Source organism: Catellatospora sp. TT07R-123, assembly GCF_018327705.1.
Lineage (GTDB): Bacteria > Actinomycetota > Actinomycetes > Mycobacteriales > Micromonosporaceae > Catellatospora.
The window spans coordinates 943,692-962,532 of the sequence record NZ_BNEM01000002.1 but is presented as its reverse complement, the minus strand read 5'-3'; the positions used below and the strand labels follow the sequence as shown (position 1 = coordinate 962,532).

Here is an 18,841-nt window from a genome sequence, read left to right as displayed (position 1 = left end):
CACCGGGCCCGTCGGGCATACGCTCGGCCTGTGAGCAGCGCCCCGGCGTACACCCACGGCGCCCGTGTGGCCGCCCGTGACCACTGCCTCAGCCTGGTGCGCGCGGTCGACCGGCCCACCGGCGCCGCCCGCTACGGGCGGATGTTCCCCGGCCTCACCCCGCTCGGGACCGACCCGGGGCTGCTGACCCGGGCCGGTCAGAGCGGCGGCATCTGCGACGCGGCCGCCGTCCTGGACCGGCTCGCCCCCGGCGGCGACGACGCCACCGAAGCCGCGGGCTGGCCGTTCCTCGGGCAGCTGATCGCCCACGACATCACCGCCGACCGCTCGCCCATCGGCGGGGGCACCGATCCCGAGGTGCTGCGCAACGCCCGCGCCCCGAAGCTCAACCTGGAGATGGTCTACTCCGACGGCCCGATCGGCTCGCCCTTCCTATACGACCTGCACGACCCGGCGAAGTTCCTGCTCAGCCCGGACGGCGGCGACGTGCCGCGCAACCAGCAGGGCGTGGCCCTGATCGGCGACCCGCGCAACGACTCGCACCTGTTCGCGCTGAGCCTGCACGTGGCCCTGCTGCACGCCCACAACCGCGTCGTCGACCGGCTGCGCGCCGAGGGGGTGCCCGAGACCGAGGTGTTCGAGCGCGCCCGCATCACCGTGACCTGGCACTACCAGTGGATCGCGGTGCACGACTTCCTGCCCCGGCTCGTCGGGCCGGACCTGGTCGACCAGATCCTCGCCGAGGGCGGCCGCTGGTTCGCCCCGCAGCCGTCGCAGGCGTTCATCCCGCTGGAGTTCGCCGACGCCGCCTTCCGGTACGGCCACGGCCAGATCCGGCACACGTACCGGCTCGTCGACGGCGGCCCGGCGGTGCCGCTCTTCCCGGACCTGGTCGGGTTCGGGCCCGTCCCGGCCGACCGTCGACTCGACCTCGCGCAGGTCTTCGACGTCCCCGGCCACCCGCCCGCCCAGCGGGCCAAACGGCTCGACGGGCGGCTGGCCGCCAGCCTGATCGGGCTGCCCGAGCAGGTCACCGGCGCCGTCGACACCGCCGCCTACCGCTCTCTGGCCGTACGTGACCTGCTGCGCGGCGAGACCACCGGCCTGCCCAGCGGCGAGGCGGTCGCCGCGCTGCTCGGCGAGGAGCCGCTGTCCGCCGACGAGCTGGAGCGGTCCTGGCCGGACGGCACCCCGCTGTGGTTCTACGTCCTCAAGGAGGCCGAGCAACGCGGCGGCGGCGACCGGCTCGGCCCGGTCGGCGGGCGCATCGTCGCGGAGGTGCTGATCGGGCTGCTGCGCGCCGACCCGGCCAGCTATCTCAGCCTCGAACCGGACTGGGCGGCGACCCTGCCCGCCGCCGGCGGGGCCTTCGGCCTGGCCGATCTGCTCAGCCTGGTGATCCACGCAGATCAGCAGCCGCGCCCCGCCTGACCACCGCCGGAGCGGACGTCACGGCGCCGGCAGCCGCTGGTATCCGGCCAGGTGCTCGGCGCACAGGTAGAGGCTGAGGCCTTCCGGGGTGACCAGGTGCGACAGCCCGCCCCACCGCTGCTGCGGGTCGAGCTTCAGCATCATGGCGCGCAGCACCCGGTAGTCGGCGTCGGACCGGGCGTGGCGGCTCGGCTCGCGGTGCGGGTCGCGGCCCAGCTCTGGTTCTTCCGCCAACCGTTCGGCGGGGATGTCGTCGAGGACCTCCTTGGCCAGGTCGAGCTCGTCGGCCAGCTTCTCCTGCAGGTCGTCGGCGGCGATGCCGAGGATCGGCCCGGCGTAGGGCACGGCGGCCCTGAGAATGCGCAGCGTCCTGGCCAGGTAGGGGCCCGCGGTCCGCAGCCAGTCGGCGAGCTCGGTGATCTCGTAGCATCCGTCGTCTCCGGACAGCGGATGCCACACGCCGGGCTCCTCGCAGTAGAGGCGCAGGAGGTGGCGGGTCCTGCCGATGCCCTTGCGGCCGTCGGGCACGATCGTGAACACGCTGGGGCAGTGTGCCTGCTGCGATTTCTGGATCATGGTGGTCAGCTGCTGGTGGTCGCGCTGCGCCGTTCCGTGCCGCTGGTCCAGGTCGGCGCGCAGCCGCTCGAACTCCGCCCCGATGAGCCGGCGCAGACCGCTGTCGGTCAGCTCCCGGGCGGGCATGGCGATGCCGGTGAGCAGCCCCGTGATGTCGACCGGCTGGTCGACCTCGTCGCAGTAGATCGCGTGCTCGCCGCGCTTGACGCGGCTGATGACCTTGGCGTAGTCGAACTCCTTGTCGCACGGCCCGTGCCCACGGCACGGGATCCACCTGGTGATCTTCAAGCCGGGATAGCGGTCGAACGTCAGGTTGAGGCCGTCGTCGAGCACCGCGAAGAAGGCCGCGGGCAGCGGCCCCCGGACGGTCAGCGCGATCCGGTTGCGCTGGACGTCGCTGCGCAGCAGCCCGATGTGCTCGCTGTCGGGGTGGCGCAGCAGCGCCCCGGTGCGCCACCGGTACTGGGTGGCGAAGCGGTGCGACCGGGCCAGGAACCAGCCCGGGATCCCCGGCGGCAGCACCGGCAGTTCGTAGACGACCCGGATCTCCCGGTCGGCGGCCTGCCACAACCCGCTGATGTCCGGGGCGGACTGGGGCAGCCAGCCGACGACCACGGCGCGGGCGCCGTCGTCGCTGTCGCGCACCCGGTAGGACACGTCGAAGCGGTCCATCAGGTTCAGCAGGCGCTCCCGGTCGGCCCAGGGCAGGTCAGGCCATACCGTGGCCATGTCCGCGGCGGTGAGCGTGCCGCGCCGGGCGGCCACCGCCGGATCGTCGAGGATCGCGGCGATCCGCACGTTGAGCCACTGCGGGTCGAGGACGACCATGTCGCCGAGATCGTCGTCCTCGGGGAAGTACAGGATCTCGCCGCGGTGGTGCATGGCCAGGGCGAGGGTCTGCTGCTCCTCCGGGTCGGCGACGCCGGCCCGGGTCATCGCCTGCCACAGCGCGGCCGCGGACACGTGCGGCGGCCGGCCGGGGCCGATGAGCTCGGCGGCGGTGTCGACCCAGCGCTTCGGCCACGAGGCGCCCATGAGCGGCAGGCCTGCCGCCGCCTGCGCCACCGCGGTGTGCAGCGCTTCGACGCCGGTGCGGGCGGCGCAGTCGACGCTGAAGTGCCCGACGATCGCCGGGTATCGCTCCCGCAGGCTGTCCAGGTCGATGTCGGCCGGGCGCTGGGCGGTATGGGTGGCGACGATCAGGATCGGCGCCTGAGGCGCGCGGGCGGTGATGATGTCCAGCCAGTAGCGCAGCCGGCCCCGTTCGGTTCCCTCGCTGACGTTCCACACCAGCAGGAACAGCGAGCGTCCGGTGAGGAAGAACTGATGGGTGGCGTGGTAGATGTCCTGGCCGCCGAAGTCCCAGGCCGACAGCTCCATGGTGACCGGCCGGGCCGGGTGCGCCAGCGGCAGCCGGGAGATCAGCAGGCCGTGGGTGGTCGGCTCCGCGACGTCGTGGCTGCGGCCGGACAGTGCCTTGACCAGTGAGGTCTTGCCGACCCGGCCCTCGCCGACGATCATCAGCTTCGACGCCCACTGCTGCAGGGACGTGGTGCTCGCCCGCAGGAACGCGAGGACCGCCTCGCCTCCCTGCGCCACGATCTCCGGGGGCGGGCTGGTCAGCGGGTTGTTGCGCAGGTCGAGTGCGGTGAGGCCGGTCAGGCGCCCGAGGCCGGCGGGCAGGGCGTCGAGGAAGTTGTGTCCCACGTCGAGCTTGGCCAGCTGGGACAGCTCGCCCAGGCGTTCGGGCAGGTCGCGCAGCCGGTTGTGCTGGACGTCGAGCCGCTGGAGCCGGGCCAGGTCGCCGATCTCCTCCGGCAGGCCGCGCAACCGGTTGTGCCGCAGGTCGAGCCGGGTCAGCCGGGTGAGCCTCCCGAAGCCGGGAGGCAGTTCCCGCAGCTGGTTGCTCTGCAGGTCCAGGGTGAGCAGGCCGGTCAGCCCGCCGGTGGTGCCGGGCAGTGCGGTGAGGCTGTTGAAGCTGAGGTCCAGGGCGGTCAGCCCGGCCAGGTCGCCGATGCTGTCGGGCAGTGCGGCCAGCTGGTTGCGCTCCAGGTCCAGCGTGGTCAGTCCGGTGAGCCGTCCGATCGATTCCGGCAGCGCCGTCAGCTGGTTGTGTTCGAGGTTCAGCGTGGTGAGCGCGGTCATCGCGCCGATGCCGGCCGGCAGCTCGGCGAGCTGGTTGTGTTCGAGGTTCAGGGTGGTTAGCGCGGTCAGCCTGCCGATGCCGGCTGGCAGTGCGGTCAGCTGGTTGTTGCGTACGGAGAGGGTGGTCAGCCCGGTCAGCAGGTCCAGCCATGGCGGCAGCTCGCTCAGCCGGTTGCTGTCCAGGTGGAGCTGTGCCAGGCCGGTCAGGTAGCCGAAAACCCTGGGCAGCGAGGTGAGCTGCTGGCGCCGCAGGTCCAGCGAGGTCAGCCTGGGCAGGTCGGGCAGCCAGTCCGGCAGGTGCATGCGTTCGTTGCCGTCGAGGACGAGCGTGGTGAGTCCGGCCAGCTCGCGCAGCCAGCCGGGCAGCGCGATCAGTCTGGTATGGCTCAGGTTCAAGGTGGTGAGGTCGGTCAGCTCCCGGACGCCCTCCGGGACGGACCCCAGTTCGGTCCAGCTCAGGTCCAGGGTGCGTGCCCTGCTGCGCCGCGCGGCGGCGATGAGGTCGTCAGCCTTCTTCCTGGCTGGGTCCGAAGCACCGGTCATCGCTCGGCGGCCCTCCCTCGGCGTGGTACGTGCCGACGCCGATCGTTTCAGGAATCGGTCCATGGTGGCATCCCACGTCCGCGCGCCGGGACCGGCCTGGACGGCGGGTGGGGTTCGTTCAGGAATTATTAGGAAACTTTCCATATAGATGTTACGCTCACGCCTATCGATGGGCGGCCGGACCGTCCCGGCCGCACCCTCCCCCGGAGAGGAGTGAGCACATGTCGAGAACGCGCTCCCTGCTGGTAGCCCTGGCCCTGGCCGTCGCGAGCGGACTGATCGCGATCATCCCGACGACGGCGGCGTCCGCCGCCGCCTGCGCGACGCCGTGGCAGTCCTCGGCCGTGTACACCGGTGGCATGCAGGTGTCCTACAGCGGCCGCAACTACCAGGCCAAGTGGTGGACCCAGAACGAGGTGCCGCCCGGCACCTCCGGCGTGTGGCAGGACCTCGGCTCCTGCGGTGGCAGCACGCCGCCGTCGCAGCCGCCGACCTGCAACTACCCGAACTGGGCCGCGGGCACCTGGTATGCCACCGGTGCCGTCGTGCGCTACACCAACGGCCAGTACTACATCGCCGAGCACGACAACCCCGGCTACGATCCCATCATCAGCACCTGGTACTGGGATCCGTACACCTGCGGGGGCCAGCCCCCGGCGAGCACGCCGCCGACCAACCCCGGCGGGTTCGTGGTCAGCGAGGCCCAGTTCAACCAGATGTTCCCGGGCCGCAACTCGTTCTATACGTACTCCGGCCTGGTGGCCGCGCTCAGCGCCTACCCGGCGTTCGCGGGCACCGGCAGCGACACCGTGCGCAAGCAGGAGGCCGCGGCGTTCCTGGCCAACGTGTCGCACGAGACCGGCGGGCTGGTCTACATCGTCGAGCAGAACACCGCCAACTACCCCCACTACTGCGACTACACCCAGTCGTACGGCTGCCCGGCCGGGCAGGCCGCCTACTACGGCCGCGGCCCGATCCAGCTCAGCTGGAACTTCAACTACAACGCCGCGGGCAACGCCCTCGGCCTGCCGCTGCTGACCAACCCGTGGCTGGTCGAGACCGACGCCTCGGTCGCCTGGAAGACCGGCATCTGGTACTGGATGACGCAGAACGGCCCGGGCACCATGACCCCGCACAACGCCATGGTCAACGGCGCCGGCTTCGGTGAGACGATCCGCAGCATCAACGGCTCGCTGGAGTGCAACGGCGGCAACCCCGGCCAGGTGCAGAGCCGGGTCAGCAAGTACCAGCAGTTCGTGGGCGTCCTCGGCGTGCCCGCCGGGAACAACCTGTCCTGCTGAACATCGCGCGGCCGTGACCTCGTCGACAGGTTCGGCGGGGTCGCGGCCGCGCGGGCGTCACAGGGTCAGCGTCCAGCTGTCGAGCAGGCCGGTGCCGCTGCCGCCGGCGTCGTTGACCCGCAGCCGCCAGGTGCCCGCGGCGTTGACCGCCGACAGATCCACCACGTACGGCGTGTCGATGTTCGGGTAGCCGTCGCCGCCGCGGCGGTGCAGCGGGACGAGCACTCCGTCGGGCCGGACCAGGCTGACGGTCAGGTCGCCCACGTAGTCGTGGCGGATGTGCACCTCGACCCTGGAGTGGGCGTTGGCCTTGCCCGCGCAGCCGGTGACGGTGATGACGCTGTTGATGGTGCCCGGGTCGGGGATGGCGGTGTCGGTGTCGTTGGTGCCGGTGCAGTCGGGGCTGCCCTGCACGGTCAGCGCGTACGCGGCCGACCGGCTGATCTGCGTGCCGTTGCCGAGGATCGTGAGCGGGAACAGGCCCTGCGGCGACGACGCCCCGGCGGTCACGGTGAGGGTGGTGGAACCGCCCGCGGTGACGGTGGCGGGGGAGAAGCTCGCGGTGGCGCCGGGCGGCAGGCCGAGCACGGAGAAGGTCACCGGCTGGGCCGATCCGGCGGTGACCGCGGTGGTGACGGCGACCGTGGCGGCGGCGCCGCGGGCCACCGGGCCGCCCGAGGTCGCGGTGCTGACCGACAGGTCGTCGGCGGCGGTGCAGTACGTGGTCTCCTTGCCGCTGACGCGGTAGGGGCAGTCGGCGGACTCGATCAGGAACAGCAGCGCGTCGCGGTTGCGGGCGGTCTCGGCCGGGATCACCGAGGCGGGCGGGTAGAAGCCGGGGTTGGGCGTGCCGGGGTACATCTCGAAGGTGAAGCTGGCGATGTGCTGGGTGAACCACATCCAGTCGGTGATCTCGCCGTCGGCGATGTACATGATGCTGGACTGCCCGGGGACGTACCCGTTGCGGTCGGCCATGCCGCGGGCCAGGCCCTGGAACATCGCCCGGTCGTCGGCGGCCATGCCGGGCACCAGCGGGCTCTGCGAGTACGACGCCGGGAAGATCACCAGTTCGCTGTAGGTGTGGATGTCCAGGTGTGCCTTGATCTGCTGCTTGCCGCCGACGACGCGGCTGGTGACGAAGTCGCGGATGGCGGCGGTCTCCGGCGCGGAGAACGCGGCGGTGCCGTGGTAGGTCTCGTCGCCGGGGATGTCGGTGGAGCCGGTCGGGCAGCAGGCCCACTGGTAGCCCCAGTTGCGGTTGAGGTCGGTGCCGACCGAGCCGTCGGCGTTTGGCTGCCGGTTGAGCCGCCAGTTGCGGTAGCGCCCGTTGGAGGCGCCGAAGTCCCAGGTCACGCCGTCGGGGTTGACCATCGGGACGATCCAGATCTCGCGGCTGTCGACGACGGCGGTCACGCGGGGATCGGCCGCGTACCCGTCGGTGAGCTGCTTGGCCAGGTAGAGCGCCTGCTCGACGGTGAGGTGCTCGCGGGCGTGCTGGTTGGCGGTGAACAGCAGCTCGGGCTCGGCCTCGTCGGTGGCGACGTTGTCGGAGATCTTGAGAGCGACCAGGTCGCGGTTCTCGGCTGACCTGCCGATGGAGACGCGCTTGGCGATGCCCGGATGCGCCGCGACGATGGCGTCGACCGCGGCCAGCAGCTCGGGGTAGGTCGTGTAGCCCGCGTCGACGCGCGGGTACGTGACGAGCGTGCCCGCCCCGGCCTGCGCGGTGACCTCCAGGCCCTGGGCCCGCAGGGCCGCGGCGGTGCGGTCGGTGGCCGTGACGTAGACCGTGCCGTGTTCGACGTAGTCGATGGCGGCCCCGGCGGCGGTGAGCCGGCTCAGGTCGTCCCTGCCCGCCAGGCCGCGCACGGTGTACGAGCCGCGCGGGTGGTCGGATCCGCGTTCCGGCGGGGCGCCGCTGCCCGGTGCCGGCGCCGTCAGCAGCACGGCGGCGGTGGTGACCAGTGCGGTGATCAGGGTCCGGGTTCTGCGGCGCAAGTCAGCCTCCGATGTGGATACATCCAGCCCGATGGTGCAGGTCAACCTCAGGCGATCACGTCAAGTGAAATATTTCAATGTAACGTTTCCGACAGAAGCGTTGCCCCGTGACGTGCGCCTGGGTGTTGTGTGCGAGTGCGTCCGCAGTGGTGGACGTCGATGAGTGCTGGGGAACGGGTGGCGGCGATGCGCATCAGACGTCTGTTGACCGCGGCGGTGGCGGCCCTGGTCGCGGTGCCGCTGGCCGTGGTGGCGACACCCCTGCCCGCCCAGGCCGCGCAGCCGTGGGAGACCGGCCTGCGGTCACTGATGGCACGCACCGCCACCTGGGCCGAGGACGGGCTCGGCCGCGTCGGGCAGCTGGCCAAGCCGCTGCCGCTGCTCGGGGTCAGCCCCGGCAGCCTCGTGGACGCCGACAAACTGATGCGGACCGCCGCCGACGCCCTCGCGGCCGAGCTCACCCACACCGACGAGGACCTGGGCGGCGGCGCCCGCCTCACCAGCACCGTCACCGAGGACGGCGGCGACCGCGTCCTGGACGTGGTGCTGCGGGTGCGCAAGCAGCGCACCGCGCAGGAGATCGTCGCCGCCGGGGTCACCGTCGCCAGGGCGGTCAACCTCACCGGCTGGGCGACCCTGCACGTCAAGGCCCGCTACACCGCGGCCGGGCAGGCCTACCTGATCCGCGACGACCAGTCGCCGCGCATCGACGTCGACGCGCTCGCGACGCTGCGGCCCACCGCCGAGTTCGACCAGGCCACCGCCGCCATCGGCATCCTCGGCGTGACCCTGCGCGACGGCAGCACGCTCACCGCCCGTACCCACCTGAAAGTGACCTTCGCCGACCCGAACGCCGACGGCGCCCTCGCCTTCGACACCGCGTCCGGAACCGGCACCGGCGAGCTGGCCGCCACCGGCTCGCTCGCGGGCCTGGCGCGGATCGCGCTGGACACGGCGGGCGGACAGACCAGCGACACCGACACCGAGTCCGGCCCCGGCAGCTTCGCCGCCGTGCTGCTGCTCGGCGCCGCCGCGACCGGCTCCGGCCTGGCGCTGCCCGCGATCGATGCGACCGTGCGCATCGACTGGCCCGCGGTCGACACCGGCTCGCCGCAGGCCACCACCGAGGGCCTGGACGACGTGGTGTCGCAGTTCGCCAACATGAGCCCGCTGGACCTGGCCTCGGGCCTGGCCCAGCTCGCCACCCTGCTCGGCGGCGTGCAGGGCAGCGGCGGCGCGGGCAACCTGAACCTGCCGTTCCTCAAGGGCACCTTCGCCGACGCTGTCAAGATCAATGAGAAGCTGACGGCGTTCCTGAAGAAGCACGTCCACCCGCAGCCGGGCAGCTCCGAGTCGGGCCCCGGGGACGACCCGGCCAAGGCCGGGCAGCCGAAGTTCACCTCGTTGCAGGAGCTGCTGCGGCTGCTGCCCGAGGAGGGCCTGCCCGTCAGCGACGTCGGCTTCAGCGGCGGCAAACTCGCCTTCACCCTCCAGCTGACGAGGGCGGCCACCGGCGAGCCGCAGCCGCTGGACCCCGGCGCGGGCAGCGTCTCCGGGCGCGGCGCGACCTTCACCAACGCGGGCTTCAGCGTCGACGGCGCCCGGTTCACCCCCGGCGCCCTGGTCGGCCAGCGCGTCGTGGCCGGCACGTCGGCGGGCACCGTCGCGGCCAACACCGCCGACACGGTCACGCTCGACGCCACCGGCTGGGTCGGGCGCAGACCCGCCGCCGACAGCCCGTGGGTCGTCAGCAGCTCCGCCGCCCACGTCGGCGCCGTCGAGCTAGGCGGCCTGGTCACCGCGACCGTCGGCGGCAAGAAGACCGGCCTCAAGAACGCCAACGCCCAGGCCAGCTTCGCCCTGGTCGACCCCAGCTACACGGCCCGCCTCACCGTCGTGCTCGACCTGCGCGACGAGACCGGCGGCGAGCCCGCCGACCGGGTGCTGCTGCGCACCGACCCGGCCGTGCCGCTGTTCACCGCGAACTTCCCGATCACGACGGTCGCCGACTACTACAGCACCATCGGCTTCCTGCGCGTACGGCTGTCCGGCGACCTCAGCGTCGACCCGGCCGAGCCCGACACCGACATGCTCCAGGTCCGGTTCCACGACGCCGCCGACCTCAGCCTGGGCACCCTGTTCACCCGGCTCAAGGACGACCCGGCGGGGCTGTTCGACGTCACCACGTCCGTGCGCACCAGCGGCCGGGTCAAGGCCAGCATCCCCGGCGCCACCGGCGCGCTGGGCAACGGTGTCAGCATCGACCTGAACTGGTATGCCGGCGACCCGGAACCGTCCATCGACTTCACCCGCCTGGGCGGGCTGATGGCGCTGGACTTCAACCCCGACGACCCCAAGGCCCTGTTCGCGCTGGTGCTGGAGGCGCTGCGGTCGGTCAACGCCGCGCTGGCCGCCTCCGGCAGCGGCACCGGCCTGATGGACCAGCAGATCCCGCTGGTCGGCCGCTCAGCCCGCCAGCTGATCGGCAGCGACCAGAGCGGCGTCGGCGGCGCGGTCGCCTACGCTGCCGGGGCCACCGCCGACGAGTTCCTGCTCACCGACTCCGGGCGCGAGTCCGAGCGGGCGAAGTTCCCGGCCCGCCTGGCGAATCGCACCATCGTCATCGGCAGCAAGGCCTACCGCATCCTCGGCGTCGAGGGCGAGGGCAAGACCCTGCGCATCGCGGCGGCGGGCAGCCCGGTCCCGGCCGCGGGCAGCGCCTACGCCGTACGGCCCGAGCTGGCCGACGCGCTGGACCGGCTGCTGGCCGCGCCGCCGGAGACCCTGCAGGACGCCCTCGACGTGGTCAACGACGTCATCGGCGAAGACAGCGGCCTCAACTTCACGCTCGACCAGCGGCCCGGCGGGCCGTACCTGCGCCTGGGGCTGGACTGGAAGCGCGACTTCCACACCGGCGGCCCGCTGGCGTTCAAATGGGACGCCGCCCGCGACCTGATCAGCCTGGAGTCCGCCGGCTCGTTCTCGGTCGACGTCGACGCCCACGCGCAACTCGGCCTGCTGCTGCCGCTCAAGCTCGGCGCCGCGCCGCTGCTGGACCACACCTCGCAGGCGGCCGTCACCGTCTCCGGCAGCGCCGACGGGCTCGCCGTCGGGGCCCGGGTCGGCCCGCTCGCCCTCGACCTGGGCAAGGACCCCGACTTCGGCAAGGTCCAGGCGGACTTCAGCGTCGGCCTCGGCGGCCTCACCGCCGACGGCCCGGTGTCCGGCCTGTTCGGGCTCAGCCCGACCTTCACCACCGCGGGCACCGACTGCGGCGCGGGCTCCGGCGGCACCGACGTGGCGATCTGCGCCCGCGCGCCGGTCTTCGTCAACGGCTGCACCCCCGACACCGGCACCAACATCCTGGCGTTCCAGCTCAAGCTCACCGCCAGCCCGCTCGGCTTCGACCCGAGCACGCAGTCTCCCGATCTGACCAGCTGCTTCGCCAACCTGGCGCTGACCCTGACCGACTTCAACGTCGGCATCGACGGCTACCTGGCCAAGATCGAGCAGGCGCTGCGGCTGGCCAGCTTCGACGGCAAGCTGCCGCTGGTCGGCGACGACCTCCAGCAGGGCCAGCAGTTCATCGCGCAGCTGCGCGTCGACGTCCGGAACGCGATCGGCCCGGTCCTGGCCAACGCCACCCTGGACAGCAAGGGCCTGTCCGACGGGCTCACCGACGTGCTCCAGCGGGTCGCGCCCGGCGCCACCGCCACCGTCACCTGCCAGGCCGGCGCCCCGGCGGTGCCGTGCGGGCAGGAATACCTCCAGGCCGTACGCATCTCGCTGACCGCGGTCAAGGGCAACGTATCGGCCGCGCAGGGCTGCGCCGCAGCCGCCGACGAACCCGACGAGCACAAGCGCTGCCTGGAGCTCGACGTCCCGCTCGACCTGGGCATCCCCGGCCTGTCCCTGAAGGCGGCCAAGGGCGCCACCGGCGGCGTGCAGGCGCGGCTGGGCTGGAAGGCCCACCTCGACCTGGTGCTCGACCGGACCGAGGGCTTCTACATCCCCACCCACTCCGGCTCCGACCTCACCCCGGAACTCCAGATCGGCGCCGCGTTCGACCTCACCGACGACCTGGCCGCGCAGCTGGCGTTCATCCAGGTCAAGGCGACGAAGAAGGGCGCCGCGCCGCTGGTGCGGGCGCACTTCGCCATCGACCTGAAGAGCTCGCCGGGCGAGCAGAGCTGCTTCGCCGACGTGGCCGCCGCCGACTGCGCCGAGGACACCGGCGCCAAGCTCAGCCTGGCCCGGCTCGGCGACCTCGGCTCGCTGCTGGCCACCAGCCTGACCGCCGACGTCCACGTCGACCTGCACCTGGCGGCCAAGGTGGCCGCCGGGAACAGCGCGGCGTCGGCGCTGCCCGGCATCAGCGCCGACTTCCTGCTGGACTGGGGCCTGAGCAACCACCGCACCGCGCTGGCCGCCGGGACCGGCGGCACCGTCACCCGTCCGCTGAAGATCGAGTTCGCGCACCTGGCGCTGGACGCGGGCGCGTTCTTCTCCCAGATCCTCAAGCCGGTGCTGGAGAAGCTGAAGACCGTCACCGGCCCGCTGCAACCGGTCATCGACACCCTGTACGCGCCCATCCCGGTGCTGTCGGACCTGTCCAAGGCCACCGGCGGACCCGACATCACGCTGATCTGGCTGGCCAGGACGTTCAGCACCCTCAACGGCGGGCCGAAGCTGGAGTTCGTCGACACGATCCGCGAGGTCATCAGGTTCGTCAACAGCGTCCCCGACTGCGACACCGGCGACGAGTGCTCCATCCCCATCGGCGACCTGATGACGATCCGCCCGGACAAGGCGCTGAACACCGAGGCGACCGCCGCCACCGCCGAGTCGCTCATCGACCGCGACCACTCGATCGCCAAGACCAAGGCCCAGGTCGAGGCTGCGGTCGACGCTGCGGCCGGCAGCGACGGCGAGAAGGTCTTCGCCGCCACCGGCACCGACCACAAGAGCAACGCCCAGCGCACCGGGTTCACCTTCCCGGTCTTCGACAACCCCGGCTCGCTGTTCGGGCTGATCCTGGGCCAGGACGTCGAGCTGGTCAGCTTCGACTCCGGGCCGCTGGAGCTCGGGTTCAGCTGGCGCCAGGCGTTCGGGCCGGTGTACGCCCCGCCGCCGGTGTTCGTCACCCTGTCCGGCAGCGCGTCGGTGACCGCCCGGTTCATCGCGGGGCTGGACACCGCGGGCATCCGCCACGCCATCGAGGCGGCCCAGGGCAACGAGTCCCTGGACGCGGTGAAGCTGCTGGACGGGCTGTACTTCAAGACCGCCGACAGCACCGGCAAGGCCGTGCCGGTGGTGACGCTGCGCGGTGAGATCGCCGCGGGTGCCGAGGTCAGCGTGCTGATCCTCAAGGCGGGCATCGAGGGCGGCATCCGGCTCACCGTCGGGTTCAGCTGGAACGACCCGAACAACGACGGCAAGTTCCGGCTCAGCGAGTTCGTGCACGCGCTGATGGTCAACCCGATCTGCCTGTTCACCACCAGCGGCCAGCTGTCGGTGTTCCTGCGGGTCTACATCACCATCGACCTGTTCCTGTTCTCCAAGAAGTTCGCGTTCACCCTGGTCAACGCGGTGCTGCTGGACTTCAGGGCACAGCCTGACTGCGAACCGGACCCGCCGGAGCTCGGCGGGACCGTCGGGGACACCCTGGTCGTGTTCGCGGGCCGGTTCGGCAAGGCCGACCAGCGCGGCGACACCGCCTGGTCCAACGACTCCGGCACGTACGAGGGCGACGTCATCAAGGTCTATGCCCTGCACTACGCCGGGCCCAATCCCGACGACAGCGGCTTCGACGGGTTCGCCGTCGAGGCGCTGGGCCGCCGCCAGGAGTTCATGAACCCGGGCCTGAACCGGGTCGTGGTCGACGGGCGCGGCTACGACCTGCCCGGCAAGACCGCGATGTCGGTGCTCATGCTCGGCGACGGCCACCCCAGCGGCGACCGGACCAAGACGTCGTCGTTCGACCGCGCGGCCGTGGTCATCGGCTCCGACGGCAACGACCTGATCCGCACCGGCACCGCGGACTCGTACGTCGACGGCCGCGGAGGCGACGACCAGATCGTCACCGTCCAGGACGACGCGCACACCGCGCACGTCACGGGCGGCTCCGGCGCCGACGACATCACCACCGGCACCGGTTCCGCGACCGTGGCCGGCGACGGCACCCTGGCCGCCGCCGACCGCCCCGGCAAGACCACTGTCACCACCGGGGCCGGCAACAAGGACCTGTCCGGCCTGGTGAACTGGGACAGCCTCGGCAACCCGGGCGAGGGCGCCGCCGACAGCGACGGCGCCGACCACATCACCGTCGGCCGCGGCGCCAACACCGTGTACGGCAACGGCGGCGACGACGTCATCGGCGTGCTCGCCGACGGCGTACACCCCGACGGGGCCAACACCCTGGTGGGCGGCCCCGGCGCCGACACCGTCAACGGCGGCGACGGCACCGACACCATCCACACCTCGACCAGCGCGATCCCGCCGGACCCCGACCACGGCGGCTACGGCGACGCCGACAACGACCTGCCCAACAGCGTCGACACCGGCGGCGGCGCCGACACCGTGTACGGCAGCGCCGGCGTCGACCTGGTCACCTCCCACTCCGCCAACGGCCAGAGCGGCCACGTCTACGGCTACGGCGCCGACGACGTCCTGCTCGGCGGCTACGGCACCGACGAGGTCTACGGCGGCCCCGGCCAGGACTACGTCATCGCCGAGCCGTCGCGGGTGGACGCCGCCGGAGACGACGACGGCTACGGGCCGCTGCGGCAGGTCACCCACACCCCGCTGCCCGCGGGCGTGACCTCGCAGCCCAAGCTGCTCGTCGGCGGCGACGGCCGCGACCACGTCATCGGCGGCGACGGCGGCGCCACCATCTTCGGCGACCGATACCTGCCCGCCGAGAAGTGCGCCGACAACACGACGTACGCCCAGGTGGCGCCCAGCGACCAGGGCGACCGCGACCTGATCCTCGGCGGCGCGGGAGCCGACGTGGTCAGCGCGGGCGGCGGCGACGACCGCGCCGACCTCGGTGACGGCGCCGACCTGGCCTGTGGGCAGCTCGGCGACGACGTGCTCGACCTCGGCGGCGGCGACGACAAGGGCTGGGGCCAGGCGGGCACCGACCAGGTGCTCGGCGGCGACGGCGCCGACCTCGGCTTCGGCAACGAGGGCGACGACGGCGTGTACGGCGGCCCCGGCCCCGACACCCTCGAAGGCGACGGCGGCGCCGACCAGGTCTTCGGCGGCACCGAGGCCGACGTCATCTACGGCGGCACCCGCGAAGCCGGTGCGGCCGACGGCGCCGACCGCCTCTACGGCGAGGCGGGCGAGGACCGCATCGTCGGCGACAACGGCAGCGCCGCCGACGCCGGCGGGCCGTACCCGCTGGACCTGGCCGGGGATGTGCCGACCGCGGGCGCAGGCGACACCATCTCCGGCGGCGACCACCGCGACCTGGTCTACGGCGGGCTCGGCGACGACGACGTGCACGGCGACCTCGGCGACGACCTGATCGAGGGCAACAACGGCGCCGACACCGTGCACGGCGACGGCGGCGACGACGAGATCATCGGCGGGTCGTCGCAGGAGGCGGCGCCCGGCACCGGCCGCCCCGACACCGGCGACACGCTGTATGGCGACAGCGGCGCCGACCTGGTCATCGGCGACAACGGCACCCTGGCCCCGGCCGGGGGCGCCCCGACCCGGATCACCCAGGCCCGCGCCGTGGCCCCGCACCGGATCACGCTGCTCGACCTCGGGTTCAGCCCCGCACCCGGCACCAGCGGCGCCGACCTCATCCTCGGCGGCGCCAACGAGGACGTCCTGCTCGGCCAGGGCGGCACCGACCGCCTGCGCGGCGGCGACGGCGCCGACTACGCCGAGGGCGGCCCGCTGACCGACTGGATCGAGGGCGACGCGGGCGACGACGACCTGGTCGGCGGCTCGTCCACGCCGTACGCGGGCACCGGGTCGGCCACCACCGGCCAGCCCGACACCGCCGACGCCATCCACGGCGGCCCCGGCTCCGACGTCGTGATCGGCGACAACGGCCAGGTGCTGTTGCCGCTGCCCGGCCAGGCCCCGACCCGCGCCACCGTGCGCGTCGGCGCCACCGGCTCACCCATCGCGACCCGGGTCGTCGACCTGTATGACCGGGGCGCCGCCGACGTCACCCGCCACGGCTCCGACCTGATCAGCGGCGGCGACGGCGTCGACCTGGCCTGGGGCCAGGACGGCGACGACGCGATCTCCGGCGACGGCGACGGCGACTACGCCGAGGGCAACGGCGGCGCCGACACGCTGCGCGGGGACACCCCGCTGTCCGGCCCCGGGCGCAGCACCGTCACCCCGCTGCCCGACCCGGGCTGGCCCGGCGCGCCGGGCACCGCGGCCGACCTGATCGGCACCGGCACCCCGGCCGGTCAGGACGACCTGCTCGGCGGCAGCAGCAGCCCCGGCTTCCGCGACACCGGCGACGTCGTCGAGGGCAACGGCGGCGACGACGCCATCCTCGGCGACAACGGGTCGCTGCTGCGCACCGTCGTCGGCGGCGCTGAGCGGGTCTACACCGAGCGGTACCCGACCGGGGCCGTGCCCGCGAACGCGACCGCGATCCGCACCCACGACCCGGACCTGCCCGGCCCGTCGACCCGGTTCTGCACCACCGCCCAGGCGACCTGCGAGCCCGCCGGGGCGTACGGCGACGACCGGCTGTTCGGCGACGGCGGCAACGACGGCGTCTGGGCGCAGGACGGCGACGACACCGTCTCCGGCGGCGACGGCGACGACGACCTGTTCGGCGAACTCGGCGCCGACACCCTGTACGGCGACGCCGGCCGCGACGCCATCCTCGGCGACCGGGGCGGCGTGATGAGCCAGTACCTCAACGCCGACGACGTCGCCGCGCTCGGGTTCACCGACAGCACCAACCACCCGAAGGAGACCTACACCGGGTTCCGTCCCGGCTACTACGACCGGCGGGTCGACCTGTTCCACGACACCGACGGCGACACCTGGCTGGGCTCGGCCACCAGCCCGGCGATGGTCCACGACGGGCACACCTCCGGCGGCGGCGACCGGGTCCGCGGCGGGGCCGGCGCCGACACCATCCACACCGGGTACGGCGACGACCTGGCCAACGGCGACAGCGGCGGCGACGAGGTCTTCGGCGCCGACGGAGCCGACGTGCTGTGGGGCGGCAAGGGCTGCGACCCGGTCCTGGACGCCGCCGACCCGGAATGCCGCAACGGCGGCGCCTTCTGGCAGGCCGCGCGCGGCAGCCGGGACCAGTTCGTCGACCACGTCTTCGGCGGCGCGGGGGCGACCAGCGGCCCCGCCGTGGACGCGGTGCTCGGCTCGGACCTGCTCGACTGGCGGCCGCGCGGGTCGTACCCCGGCAACTGCGCCGCCGGGGCCTGGCCGGTCACCACCGGCACCGTCACCGTGGACCCGTGTCAGTGGTTCGTATGGACCGACCTGGCCGACGCCGACGCCGCGAACAACCAGCACCACCACGGTGTCGACTTCATCTACGGCGGGTGGGACCGCGACGTGCTCCAGGGCGACGTGTCGGTCAACGGCCCCGACACCGGCGACCGGCTGTTCGACTGGCACGGCAACTACAACCTGTTCACCGTCTGCAACGCGAGCTACGGCGGCGACAACGCCATCCGCTCACCCAGCCCGCACACCCGCGAGTTCCTGATGAACGTTGCGTGGGGCGGGGGAGCGGGCCGCAACGCCGCCGACGCGGCCACGTCGGGCACCTCGGCGTACCGGGAGATCGCGATCGTGTACCCGGCAGACAACGACCACGGGTCGGGCTCGGCGTACCCGGGCACGCCCGGCCACTTCGACGCCCCGTCCTGCACCGACTGACCGGTCGTGCGCCGGGGCGGGCCACCGCGGCCCGCCCCGGCCTAGATCTTGCGGAGAAGGCCAGTGCTGATCATTTGAACCAGGGCTGCCGCAAGATGCACGGACCACTCCGCCTCTTCCTGGCTCTGGCTCATTGTCACCGCACCGCCGTGACGGTGGTGGGCTTGGAAGAGTAGTTGAAGCATAGACGTGAGCCGAACCATTTGGGCTGGCTGGCCTTTTGGCCCACCCCACTGCAGCATCCACGCCGGCGCCGACGAGTTCATGTCGTTCTCAAGGTTGCGTACGGTGGTGCTGAGGGAGGCTCGTGTCGAGTTCGGCTCCACCAGGGGACAGATGACAGCCTCGACTGCCATGACCGATTCCAGGTAGGCCTTGTTCGGGTCAGGTTCAAGGTCGTACGCCGCCCTGATCGCGTTGCCAAGGTGGGCGGCCGCCTGAGTGGGCGCATCATGCCGGGCTCGGTCCACCACTGCGGTTACCCCCGCAGGCATGCGTCGTCCGATTCGAGGTCTCATGTCATACCGCTGGAGTTCATAGATCGAGCGACCGAGGACGAAGATCTGCTCAAGGTTGGCCAGGTCCTCTTCATCAAGCTCGATGATCGCCAGCGTCGCCTGAACAATCTTCAACAGCTCTCGGTCAGGCTGCCTCTTCAAGCCATTGAGGTAGTCGCCTTGATGAGGGGTGATGCCGAGCCGGAGACATACAGCCTGTGTGCGTATTTGAGCTAGCGGATGGCGCCGGTCGAAAACACGCTCGGTCCAATGTCGAAGCGGCATGACCAGGTGTGCGGGGATGCCGGGGATGAGAACATCCGCGGCAGGCAGCGCCAGTATCGGATCGTCGTCCATTTCGACAGTCATGCATCGTGACGGTAGTCCGGTCACATCATCGGGTACAAGGGGCTTTGGCCAACATTGGTGCCACGATCGACCCGCGCAGCTTGA

6 protein-coding genes are annotated in these 18,841 nt (G+C 72.2%); 3 read left to right on the top strand and 3 right to left on the bottom strand.

Annotation, left to right across the window (positions count from 1 at the left end):
- The first annotated feature begins 30 nt into the window (after window positions 1–30).
- On the top strand, window positions 31–1,431 hold the full coding sequence (locus Cs7R123_RS24515; RefSeq protein WP_212830066.1) for a peroxidase family protein: 1,401 nt from the start codon (window positions 31–33) through the stop codon (window positions 1,429–1,431).
- 18 nt (window positions 1,432–1,449) lie between these two features.
- Here the strand turns inward: Cs7R123_RS24515 and Cs7R123_RS24510 are convergent, their stop codons facing one another.
- On the bottom strand, window positions 1,450–4,695 hold the full coding sequence (locus Cs7R123_RS24510) for a leucine-rich repeat domain-containing protein (protein WP_212830065.1): 3,246 nt from the start codon (window positions 4,693–4,695) through the stop codon (window positions 1,450–1,452).
- Between the two features lie 221 nt (window positions 4,696–4,916).
- Here Cs7R123_RS24510 and Cs7R123_RS24505 point away from each other — a divergent pair, with 221 nt between their 5' ends.
- Entirely contained in the window at window positions 4,917–5,996 is a 1,080-nt protein-coding gene (locus Cs7R123_RS24505) for a glycoside hydrolase family 19 protein (RefSeq protein WP_212830064.1), read from the top strand.
- 57 nt (window positions 5,997–6,053) lie between these two features.
- Here Cs7R123_RS24505 and Cs7R123_RS24500 read toward each other — a convergent pair whose 3' ends face one another.
- Window positions 6,054–7,994: a M14 family zinc carboxypeptidase gene (locus Cs7R123_RS24500; RefSeq protein WP_244872109.1), complete on the bottom strand. Its 1,941-nt coding sequence runs from the start codon at window positions 7,992–7,994 to the stop codon at window positions 6,054–6,056.
- A gap of 186 nt (window positions 7,995–8,180) precedes the next feature.
- Between Cs7R123_RS24500 and Cs7R123_RS24495 the strand changes: the two genes are divergently transcribed.
- Entirely contained in the window at window positions 8,181–17,891 is a 9,711-nt protein-coding gene (locus tag Cs7R123_RS24495) for a calcium-binding protein (protein WP_212830063.1), read from the top strand.
- 41 nt (window positions 17,892–17,932) lie between these two features.
- On the opposite strand, the gene Cs7R123_RS24490 is transcribed toward Cs7R123_RS24495, so the two are convergent.
- Entirely contained in the window at window positions 17,933–18,757 is an 825-nt protein-coding gene (locus Cs7R123_RS24490; protein ID WP_212830062.1) for a hypothetical protein, read from the bottom strand.
- Window positions 18,758–18,841 lie beyond the last annotated feature (84 nt).

What these genes read in the sequence shown, in the direction of transcription:
- Cs7R123_RS24510 (WP_212830065.1), bottom strand. Translation starts at nt 4,695, where the DNA reads ATGACCGGTGCTTCGGACCCAGCCAGGAAGAAGGCTGACGACCTCATC.
- Cs7R123_RS24505 (WP_212830064.1), top strand. Translation starts at nt 4,917, where the DNA reads ATGTCGAGAACGCGCTCCCTGCTGGTAGCCCTGGCCCTGGCCGTCGCG.
- Cs7R123_RS24495 (WP_212830063.1), top strand. Translation starts at nt 8,181, where the DNA reads ATGCGCATCAGACGTCTGTTGACCGCGGCGGTGGCGGCCCTGGTCGCG.
- Cs7R123_RS24490 (WP_212830062.1), bottom strand. Translation starts at nt 18,757, where the DNA reads ATGACTGTCGAAATGGACGACGATCCGATACTGGCGCTGCCTGCCGCG.